A 10,513-nucleotide genomic window follows, 5' to 3' on the forward strand; every position below is an offset into this window, starting at 1 on the left:
AAACCCCAACCCACTCACCCGCGTCACTTCCCGAAACACCACTTCATTTAATATCTATGTACCACCTCCTACTAATATAAAACAGCCCTTGGCGCTAATCCACGTGTAGACCCATTCTCTTGGTATGCAGCGGAGCGCCTTAGCGCGTCCGCCGGCCTGGCTTTTTGACCAAGATGTTTTTGAGGCCCCCGGAGACATATTTGTGCAGGGTGCTGGAGACTAGAGACTAGAGACTAGAGACTGGTACGGAAGCCCTTCTTCATAGTGCTCGTCGCTGAAGCACCTCCAAATCCCGACTGGAGATACGAATATTAATCCGCTTGTCTTTTTTAAATGTTTCTTCCGCTGCCTTCGTGAGATATTCCCGCCGGTCAGCATCCAGATCCGACTCGAATTCTTCAGCCTCGTAAGTCTCAAGCAGCTCTTGCTCTTCAGGATCTAATTTAATGTTGGCCATATTGCCTCCCTAAAAATTTCTTGGTGGCCTCGCTTGGCGACATCGAAATCAAACACTCGCTTGATATGACTGTTATCGCCACTCATTTGTACACTCTAAATAGACAAGTATTCACGGCTTGTATTTTATCGACCAAGAAATTTTCAGTGGCTCTTCCATCGTCATGTCGCCAGTTTCGCAGGTAACTAGTGTCAACAATGGCCCGACTGGAGTCTGATAAGGCGGCTCGCCATTAACGCTTTCTACTTTGCACACGTCGAGTCCACTGATCGAGAACTCCGTAACGGCGCCTCTGTCGAACATCACCGTGTTGCCGTCAATGGTTGCATCTTCTGAAAAGCTGGCGAATTCCAGCCTGATATTGTCCACTTCCAGCTTTTCATCAGATCGATAGACATCGGTACGAGTGATCTTACCCGGTGAAAAATCGTACTGCGTTTCGACTTTCAGGCGATCGTCTTTGATGGGGCGACGTTTACCGAGTCGATCGACTTCATGCTGCTCATAGGTAACCGTGAAGTCACTGCCCTCTCTTGAGGTTTGCACGTTGCGTATGAATGCAGCCGGTATCAACTCATCACCGTCCGCTAACCTGAACCGGGGCAACAGCTGAGGATAATCCTCGTCCGGGGTTCCTTCCAACATCGCATTCGAGAAGGGAATGGGGTAATAGGGGTTGTTCATGTGCTGGGATTTACCGCCATTGATCAGCGGCAAGCTGATGACATGGTTTTGATCCCGATAGGTGACCAAGGCTCTATCGTACTCGCCCTTGGCAAACCAGGTGATGGTGCTTGTCGGTAGCTCTTTCAGCCAGGCGACGAAGTCGTTTGACGGGATCTTGTCCTTGTAACCTATTTCGTTCCAGAGATTGGCGGTATAGATCAGCTGATGCGACAGGCTCAGATTCTCGCCGAGGATGCGGTGCTTGCCGCGATAGTCATCGGTAGTGCGGCCCTTGTCCCAGAGATCGACGGACTTCATGTCGTCGTCGTACCAGAAGCTCACATATCGCTGGGTAGCCTTGGAGGCGAAAGCATAGGCCATCTCTTTTTCCTTGGGCGTCAGCACGTCGAGGTAGGCCGCTGCGGACAGCACTTCGAGAAACGCGGTATCTCCATAGGCGCCAATGCTGCGCCCAAAGCTGAAGCCATGGCCATCTTCATTAAGCCTCACGAGGATGACGTCGACAGCGTTGCGCAGCCACTCCTTCATCTGCGGTGTGACGTCCATGCCAGTTTCGATGAAGCGTTGGGATATCTCGCCGATAAGGAGAATGCTGTAGCGATCGAAGCGCCCTTCGCCGTTGGTTTCGTCAGAGAAGCCATAGTCACCGGAATATTCCCGGTAGTGGTCCATCATTTTCTGCAGCAGCTTTTCGCTGCTCGACTTGTCTTCCCAGCCCAGCAGATAGCGCAATCTGGCTATCGAAAACGCGACCCCATAATAGTTGGTGGGCAACTTGATCAGCGAGTAATCATCTTGATCGACGAACTTCCGCCAGTCGGTTTTCTTCTTTAACTTTTTCAGTGTTTTCTGACTGACTGCACGTTCGAGAAGATCCGCCTCTTTCAAGCGGTAGAGCGCGGATAAGTAGTAATAGATACCCCAGGTTTCGTTGCATTCATCAACCGTCATGTCCGCTATCTTTCGGTAGCCTTCAAGGTAGTGATCGAACTCAGGGCTTTCTTCCGGCGTATTCAACAGCAAATAGCTCAATCCGATCGCTATTTTTCCTGGAAGGAACTTGTCTTTTCCATTGAGTGCCTGGATACCGTCAAGAGTAATATCTTCTTTTTCAGCAAGCAGTTTTTCGAAAAAGACATCCAGCTGAGGCAGAACCTCTCTATCGATTATCTGATTGAGTGCCGCATAGGTCACTGGATGCTTCTCTCCTGTTTTTTCTATTTCGAGGGTAGAAGCGATTGGGGTATCTGCTTGAACTACCGTGTTGACACAGAACGTTGCGAAAATCAGCGTCGCTATCCATTTGACGTATTTTTTCATCAAGACGATCCATCATCGGAATGGCTTGCAGGGTAAAGTGACCGCAGTGAATTGCCTATGAGCTTATAAGCCTTTTTCAGGCTTGTGTGTCATGTTCACTGCCACATTAACGCCGTCACGATCTGCCAGCACATGCCTATCAGCGTCAGGATTCCCACTCCATAGGCAACAGTCCGCCAGGGTTGCATGGCCATCAGGTAGAAAACGGTGTGAAGGATGCGGGCGATCGTGAAGGTCATGAACAGCCAGGGAACCGCATCCGGGGAGGCGCCGACCCAGGCATAGGCGACGCCGAGGATGAAGAAGATGGGAATGTTTTCAAGATCGTTGCGCCAGGCATTGGCGGCGCGTTGCACCGGTGCCAGTTCTTCGTTCAGCGGCGTGCGACCGGCGAATTTGGCGTCTTCCGGGGTTGTGAAGGCCCGCTTGCCGATACGGTGATAGCCTTGATAAAGCGAGATCGCAAACATCTTGAAGAACAGCACCACCGCGCTGATGGCATACCAATAGCCGATGTCGTCCATGGTCTATTTCCTTGTTTTCGGTTTGTTTTCAGTAACTGACGAACCTAAGCGTAGCGCTCTACATAAAAGTACACATTGTCAGTTGTTCAGGATCATTGTCGTCAAATCTTCAGCCAGGGGATCGAGCACTTCCGACCAGGGTAGGTAGGGAGTGCTGCCGTTGCCGTTGACCAGTACGCTGAAAGCACCCCAGCGCCCTTTGCTGGTGCGAAAGTAGCCGCCCATGGCGCGCACGGCGAAAGGCTGATTGAGGGTGCCGGTCTTGATCATGACGTGGTGCTGGAAGATATCGCCGCCCCGGCGAATGAAGCGCATCGGGCCGTTGGTGGGGGTCTGCATGCCCGCAACGAAAGCGGGGAACAGGGCCGCACGACGATACATGGCTTCGAGCAGCATATTGACGCCCTGGGCCGAGGTCCGGTTTTCCGTGGTCAGCCCGCTACCGCTGTAAAGCGTCAAGGGGCCATGCCCGGGCAGTGACTGGGCGAATCCCTCGACCTCTCTACCGGCTTGTCTGAGCGAGGCGCGGGGCTGTTCGATCAGGTTCAGGCTGAGTATGTCCGCCATGAAGTTGTTGGAATAATTCAGAGTGCGCAGCAACAGTGTCTGCACTGTTTCGCTCTCCACCGAGGCAAGCTCTCGACTGGAGCCGGGCGGCGCCGTAATGCTCGTACTGTAACCGCCGCTGACCGCGACCCCCGCCTGCTCGAGCATGGCAAGCAGCGTCAAGCCGGTTTGGCGCCCAGGGTCGGAGCTGGAACGATAGACCTGGCGCGGGCTACCGTTCAGCGCAATGTTTCCATCGATAATCAGCGTATCCACGCCCTCGTGAGTGACGCGCTCGGCGCTGAGGCGGGCCGGCTCTCCGGCAATCATGGTCTTGACCCGGTTCTTCACATCGATCAAGGGGGTCAGAATATCGCAGCTCATGGTTCGGGCGGGTGTTCCGGCCTTGGCCCCCGGCAGAACATTCACGCACCAGTTGCCGAAATTGACCCCGGCGGAAGAAAGCAGCGCATCGTAGGAGTTGCGCGAGTGAGTGAGCGAATTGCAGCGATCGGTGGTGATGCACTCGACCGGGCCGAAACGCCACTGGCTGATGATAAGCTGGCCGTTCACCGCGCTGACACCCTGCTGGCGTAGCCCCTGAATCAGCTGCCAGAGATCCTTCGATACCAGCGCCGGATCACCACCCCCCTCCAGCACCAGATCGCCCTGCAAGACGCCGTTTTGATCGACCCAACCGCTGGTTACCAGCCGCGTGGTAAAGCGGTGCTGTGGCCCGAAGCGATCAAGGGCTGCCGCAGCGGTATAGAGTTTGGTCACGGAGGCAGGAGAGAGCTGACGCTCGGCATCGATTTCACCAAGCACCTTGCCGCTGTCGAGCAGTCGCGCTTGAGCCCCGATCACAAAGCCTTTGTTCGCCAAGCGTTTGACGTGATCGAACCCCGCCGCCATGAGAGTGAAAGGCATTCCTGCAAGCAGGAAAAGAGTAAGCAAGGCAATAAGCGGGCGACGCATGAAAACATCCTGATTAGAGAAGAAACCGTATTGATTAGCGAGTCTTAGTGAGTTGACACGTTGGAAAAAAGTTTGATGACGACGACGCCGCCGATGATCATGGCAAGACCCAGCACAGCGGCAAGATCGAGTTTCTCCTTGAACACGACGACGCCGATCACGGTGACCAGCACGATACCGAGTCCGGCCCAGAAGGCGTAGGCAATACCCACCGGCACCGTACGCAGTACCAGGGTCAGCATGTAGAAGGCCAGTCCGTAGCCCCCTATTACCAGCACACTGGGCCAGAAGCGCGTGAATTCCTGGGATGACTTGAGTGCGCTGGTGGCCAGCACCTCGGCGACGATCGCCACGAACAGATAGACATAGGCCATCAGGCTTCTCCTCGGGCCAAACGATGACGCACGATGGCATCGAAGGCGGTATTGAACAGCAGTGCATATAGCAAGAAGAACAGCATGAAGCCTAGATCCAGCCAGAAGGCCTCGATGAGTCCGATGTTCAGCCACCAGGCGACCCCGGGCAATGTCACCACCAAAAGCCCTAGCTCGAACCCCAGGGATTGAGCGATACGCTGCATCAAGGTGCGTTTGCGGGTCGGCACCCAATGATCGAAGAGCCGATTCCACACCAGGTTCCAGAGCATGGCCAGGGTCGCGATGGCCACCGCCAATATTCCTATGCGGCCCATGTCATGGCCCGTCAGCCAGCTCGAAAGCGGCGTCACGATGATCAAGCCGCCCACCTCGAACAAGGTCATGTGCAACACCCGCTCACCCCAACTGCGCATTATTTGACTCCCTTCACGTTCTTCCCTTGATCAGCCCTTGCTGCACACCCATTTCATCACGGCTATTCGCTTTTGGCCGGCACCAAGCCTGGACGATAGGGCAATTCGACCGCCAGCTGCCAGAGCCGCTGACCGCTGGCATGATACTTGCGCTCAAAGGGCGTGAGGGGCTGATCCCTCGGATCGTACTCGATCACCTTGGGTTGGGAACTCGTTGCAAGCTTCGTCGCCTGAGCGAACTCCTCAATATAAAGCCGCCAGTTGGAGCGCACCTCAAGCCTTCCGCCCAAAGCCAGAATCACCGGAAATACCGGGTGGCCGTGCCAGCGCAGCTTGAGATGCGCCGCCTTGGGGTAAGGATTGGGATAGAGCAGATAGTGATGCGTCGGCTGCCAGCGTTCAGCCAAGGCCAGGCGCCAGAAATCGACAAGATCGGCCCGAACCAGATGGGCGTTTTCAGGCAGCACACCATGCTCGCGACCAAGACGGTCGGCGCTGCGATCGATACCGATGACCGCATGATTTGGGTGCTGCTGCGCCAGTTGACGTGTCGATAGCCCTACACCGCAGCCGGCATCGAGAATCACAGGCTTTTCCTGAGACATCAGCCATTTGCTGGTGGCGCGGAATGCCTGACGCGTATGCTCCGCCACCGGCTTTTGCAGCGCATGGGTCAGCGCCCGCTCGACGCGCCGGGATAGATCCTGGTGTACGCCGGTCTGATTGGTGACGATGGTTCGCGAATTGGCGGACATACTGATGAAACGCTAGGAAAAATGACCGATGATTCTAGCAGCACCTTGTCTTATTCCCTAGTCACGCCATCTTTTGGCTGGCATGACGGGGCTGTTGACCTGGTGCTATCATCGCGCACCAGAATTGCACTGACAGAGATCCACCAGCACACGAGGGACGCGGCTTGTCACAACTACCGGTGATTGTCGGCATGGGCGGTGTCAACGCTGCCGGCAGGACCTCGGGCCACCAGGCGTTTCGCCGCACGGTGCTCGACGCCCTGCCCCAGGACGACCAGGCACGAGCGCTGATAGGACTGGCGGCTATGATGCAGCTGTTCCAGCGTCAAGAAGATGGCACCTGGCAGGACCAGCACGGCCATTCTCTGGCCAGCGACGACATCGTTCAACAGCACCGGGAGACGATTCTCGGACGCACCCTCATTCGGCGCATCGAGACGGCGCTGTTCGACGTCGACGAGATCCCCGCCAATCGCCCCAGTCGGCTTCACTTCGACTCCCCCGTGGTCTTTCAGGTGCGCCGGCGTCAGCTCCCCACGCCTCTTCCCGAACACTGGCAGGTGCGGGAACTCGATAGCCGCCAGGTGGAAGTCAGCGTTCCGGCGGGAAACCTGGACGTACTTTTCCCCGAACGTCGCAAGGGTCAGGTGCGCGCTGCCGGCCAACTTCCCAGCGGCTTCGAGCCAAACGCGCTCTATCACAGCGTGCATCACCCCCGCGGGCTCTCCATGGCGGTATTCGGCGCCAGCGACTGTCTGGGTCAGAGCGGCCTGAACTGGGAGTCTCTGCGCGATAGCCTGGACCCGGATCAGATCGCCGTGTATGCGGGTAATTCCATCGGCCAACTCGACGATCAGGGTTGGGGCGGCCTGCTCAAGAGCTATGTCTCCGGCAACCGCGCCACTTCCAAACAGATGCCGCTGGGATACGGCCAGATGCCGGCGGATTTTCTGAATGCCTATGTACTGGGCAGCGTAGGGTCCACTGGTGCCATTCAGGGCGCTTGCGCTACCTTCTTGTACAATCTGCGCTTGGGCGTCGAGGATATCCGCAGCGGTCGTTGTCGTGTCGTCATGGTGGGTACAAGCGATGCGCCCATTACCCCGGAGGTCATTGAGGGCTTTCGCGCCATGAGCGCTCTAGCAGATGACGACAGCCTGAAAGCCCTGGACGCCCTGACCCTGCTCACGGACGCGGACTATCAGCGTGCCTGCCGGCCCTTCGCCCGCAACTGCGGTTTTACCATCGCCGAAGCCAGCCAATTCCTGCTGCTGATGGACGATTCACTGGCGCTGGAAACCGGCGCCCAGATTCTTGGCAGCGTGCCGGGGGTGTTTGCCAACGCGGATGGCTGGAAGCGTTCGATCTCGGCCCCAGGCATCGGCAACTACATCACCATGGGAAAAGCAGTGGCGCTGGCTCGGGAAATACTGGGCGAACGCGCCGTGCGGGAACGCAGCTTCGTGCATGCCCATGGCACCAGCACTCCCAAGAATCGCGTGACCGAATCTCATGTGCTGCATGAGATTGCCCGCGCCAACGACATCACCGCCTGGCCGGTAGCCGGCATCAAGACGTTCATTGGGCACTCTCAAGGCAGCGCCGCAGGGGACCAGCTGGCCAGCGCCCTAGGCAGCTTTGCCTATGGCTTGATTCCCGGCCTGCCCTATCTGGATGCGGTCGCAGAGGACGTGCATGCCGAACGGCTAAAGCTGTTTCAAGAGCCGCTCTCTTTTGATGCGGATGCTGCCTTCATCAATGCAAAAGGCTTTGGGGGCAACAACGCCACGGGGCTGGTCTTGTCACCTCAGATAACCGAACGCTTGCTCATCAAGCGCCATGGCCAGGCGGCAATCGAGGCCTGGAAGCAGCGTCGCGAGGCTATATTGGCAACAAGCGAGGCCTATCGAGAGCGTGCCGACGCGGCAGATTTCGAGGTCATTTACCGCTTCGGTCATGAGGTGCTGGAAGGCCCGGAACTGGATATCGATCGGGAGCGCATCCATATTCCCGGCTACGCTCATGCCGTCTCACTCGCGGTGGACAACCCCTTCGGCCGCCTTGATAACGAGAGCTTTTAAAAAGATCACTGTTGAAACGAGCCTTGAAAGGCAGACAATAGTTCCAAAAGCAGTTATCGCCCCACTTTGATCCGGCAAAGGATTCACCTATGAATATCGTGGTCTATCCCGGCACCTTCGACCCCATCACCAACGGGCATTACGATCTGATCGAGCGCGCCGCCCGCATGTTCGACAAACTCGTGGTGGCGGTGGCGGAAAGCCCGGGCAAACAGCCGGCGCTGGATATCGATACCCGGATTTCCTTGATCGAAGACGTGGTGGACGATTTGGACAACGTCGAGGTGGTGGGTTTCAAGGGCCTGCTCACGGAACTGCTGGATCAGCAGGGGGCTCGCATCATTCTACGCGGGCTGCGGGCGGTCTCGGATTTCGAATACGAATTGCAGCTGGCCAACATGAACCGTGCTCAGGCGCCTCATGTGGAGAGCCTGTTTTTGACCCCGGCGGTCGAAAACTCCTATATCTCGGCTACCATCGTAAGAGAAATTGCACGCCTGGGCGGTAATGTCGGTCAGCTGGTGCATCCACGGGTCGCCGACGCTCTGCGGGCGCGTTATCATACGTCCTGAAGCACTAATTCGTGATAGGCGCGTTATTTCACTCCACTACTGCGTAGCGAGGATATGAACCATGGCCCTGATGATCACCGACGAATGCATCAACTGCGACGTCTGTGAGCCCGAGTGCCCCAACGATGCCATTTCACCCGGGGAAGAGATCTACGTCATCGATCCCAACCTGTGTACCGAATGCGTTGGTCATTTTGACGAACCACAGTGTCAGCAGGTGTGCCCGGTGGACTGCATTCCGCTTGATCCGCAGCGCGAAGAGACCAAAGACGAGTTGATGAAGAAGTATCACATCATCACTGCGGCTTGATCTCTATACATTCCCCGAACAGCTATCTCTCGAATACCCGTATCTGGCACGTCAGTCCAGTAGCGACCCTTCAAAAGCGATAGATCGCGTAAAGCTCGAACAGCTGAGACGTACTGTCGTTGCCGGAAAAGCGCTCTTCGGCGCCCTCGTCTGGAAATGCCACGGCGTAGATGGCCGAAAGCGTGAGCTTGTCGGTAACCGACCAGTCCGCGTAGAGATTTACCTCCTTGGCGAAATCCTTGCTGCTGACCCCTGCCGCTTGCGTATCATGGTAGCGAAAGCGGTAACCGATCAGGCCGGTTTCCAGATCGTCTCGGGGTTGGATCGAGGCCTTGATCATATCCACGTCGAGGTTGCTGTTGAACAGCATGTACTCGCCGACGATCTCTCCCATGAACCAGTTGCCCCAACCGCTGACGAAATCGTAGAACAGCGGATCGTAGTTTTCGCTGAACTCCGCCCGACGATAGAAAATCTGTGGCCGCCAGGGCATATCGGCAAAAGTATAGGTCGCCTGTAGATACCAGCCATTGTCGTCGACGTCCTCGCTATCGTTTTTCTGATGCACCCACTGCCCGCCCAAAGAAAGATCGGGCACGCTGGCAATCGGCACCCCTTTTGCTCGCAGGTTGTAGACGTCCATGCCGTCTCGGGCGGCGATATCGCTGTCATAGACATTGAGATAGGCTGCGCCGAACTTGGCTCGATCGCCCCAGGTGTAATCCACGTTGGTACCGTTGAGACTGGTATCATTGTCGGGGCCGCCGCTGACGTACTGACTCGCCTTTAAATAGAACAGATCGCCATGCCAGCCATGACTGTCGATGGAGGCGACCGCGCTATTCTCGAAACCTTCGCTGGCGCCGGTGTAAAAGCCCGCGTACTTGCCGGTATCCGTATAACCATCGCCCACCAGAAAGCCGTCACCGAAGATGAATTTCTGACGGCCAAAGGACAGGGTCACCGCATCCTTACCCAAGGAATCCGCAAACACCGCGCCACTACGCCAGCCCAGATAGGCCAGATCGAGCCGCCCGTTCTCCGGATGTCCTGGAGTCGCGCCAGCGGCGTCGCCATAGCGGCTACCCCGAGTCATCAGATAGTTGCCTTTCAAGCCAGAGAACAGGGTACCGCTGTTATCGATGTCCCATTCACCGATCATCTCGGGTTGGGCTCCTGCCTCCCACCAGCTCGGGCTTTCCTGAGTCGGTTTGGCACCATCGAGGCTGCGGTCGGAGCCAAAGTTGACGTCATCCGTTGTGGCACCGAACCAGGAGACCAACAGGCCGGCCTTGATCCGCACATCGCCGTCGACGCTCTCATAAAGAGAGTGCTCCGAGGAAAGAGGGCTGATGCCCGATTCTTGATAATCGATGTCGGTGACGGCGGCAAAGGCCGGGAAGGATATTCCCGTCATGCAACCCAATAGCCATGCACCATGGCGCGTCGAGATTAGCCTTTCCGGCGAGCGGGGTAGATATTTCATATGATAATCG

At 56.5% G+C, this 10,513-nt stretch carries 11 protein-coding genes; 3 read left to right on the forward strand and 8 right to left on the reverse strand.

What is annotated here, in order from left to right; all coding sequences use genetic code 11:
- Positions 1–259: 259 nt before the first annotated feature.
- From CH74_RS18905 to CH74_RS02440, 7 genes are all read right to left on the reverse strand, one after another.
- Positions 260–457, reverse strand: coding sequence for a hypothetical protein (locus tag CH74_RS18905; protein WP_216594692.1), 198 nt, complete (start codon positions 455–457; stop codon positions 260–262).
- Positions 458–568: 111 nt separating this feature from the next.
- Entirely contained in the window at positions 569–2,464 is a 1,896-nt protein-coding gene (locus CH74_RS02415; RefSeq protein ID WP_216594693.1) for a hypothetical protein, read from the reverse strand.
- A gap of 95 nt (positions 2,465–2,559) precedes the next feature.
- Entirely contained in the window at positions 2,560–2,988 is a 429-nt protein-coding gene (locus CH74_RS02420) for an MAPEG family protein (RefSeq protein ID WP_048305872.1), read from the reverse strand.
- A gap of 78 nt (positions 2,989–3,066) precedes the next feature.
- Positions 3,067–4,509 carry a D-alanyl-D-alanine carboxypeptidase/D-alanyl-D-alanine-endopeptidase gene (gene dacB, locus CH74_RS02425; RefSeq protein ID WP_048305874.1) on the reverse strand — a complete coding sequence of 481 codons (1,443 nt, stop codon included), beginning with the start codon at positions 4,507–4,509 and terminating at the stop codon, positions 3,067–3,069.
- 44 nt (positions 4,510–4,553) lie between these two features.
- Entirely contained in the window at positions 4,554–4,883 is a 330-nt protein-coding gene (locus CH74_RS02430) for a multidrug efflux SMR transporter (protein WP_048305876.1), read from the reverse strand.
- A complete protein-coding gene (locus CH74_RS02435) occupies positions 4,883–5,299 on the reverse strand; it encodes a PACE efflux transporter (protein WP_048305878.1) in 417 nt (138 codons plus the stop codon). Before CH74_RS02435 ends, CH74_RS02430 begins: the two co-directional genes overlap by 1 nt.
- A gap of 62 nt (positions 5,300–5,361) precedes the next feature.
- A complete protein-coding gene (locus CH74_RS02440; RefSeq protein ID WP_048305879.1) occupies positions 5,362–6,054 on the reverse strand; it encodes a tRNA (guanosine(46)-N(7))-methyltransferase TrmB in 693 nt (230 codons plus the stop codon).
- Positions 6,055–6,245: 191 nt separating this feature from the next.
- Between CH74_RS02440 and CH74_RS02445 the strand changes: the two genes are divergently transcribed.
- From CH74_RS02445 to CH74_RS02455, 3 genes are all read left to right on the forward strand, one after another.
- The gene (locus CH74_RS02445) at positions 6,246–8,135 is read left to right on the forward strand and encodes a beta-ketoacyl synthase (protein ID WP_048305894.1); all 1,890 of its coding nucleotides are present in this window, start codon (positions 6,246–6,248) and stop codon (positions 8,133–8,135) included.
- Positions 8,136–8,224: 89 nt separating this feature from the next.
- Entirely contained in the window at positions 8,225–8,707 is a 483-nt protein-coding gene (gene coaD / locus CH74_RS02450; RefSeq protein WP_048305880.1) for a pantetheine-phosphate adenylyltransferase, read from the forward strand.
- Positions 8,708–8,768: 61 nt separating this feature from the next.
- The gene (locus tag CH74_RS02455) at positions 8,769–9,017 is read left to right on the forward strand and encodes a YfhL family 4Fe-4S dicluster ferredoxin (RefSeq protein ID WP_048305881.1); all 249 of its coding nucleotides are present in this window, start codon (positions 8,769–8,771) and stop codon (positions 9,015–9,017) included.
- A 70-nt stretch (positions 9,018–9,087) separates the two neighbouring features.
- Here CH74_RS02455 and CH74_RS02460 read toward each other — a convergent pair.
- The coding region (locus CH74_RS02460) for an alginate export family protein (protein WP_216594694.1) at positions 9,088–10,513 on the reverse strand (1,426 nt) is incomplete at its 5' end.

This window comes from Halomonas sp. PR-M31 (assembly GCF_001039575.1).
GTDB lineage: Bacteria > Pseudomonadota > Gammaproteobacteria > Pseudomonadales > Halomonadaceae > Modicisalibacter.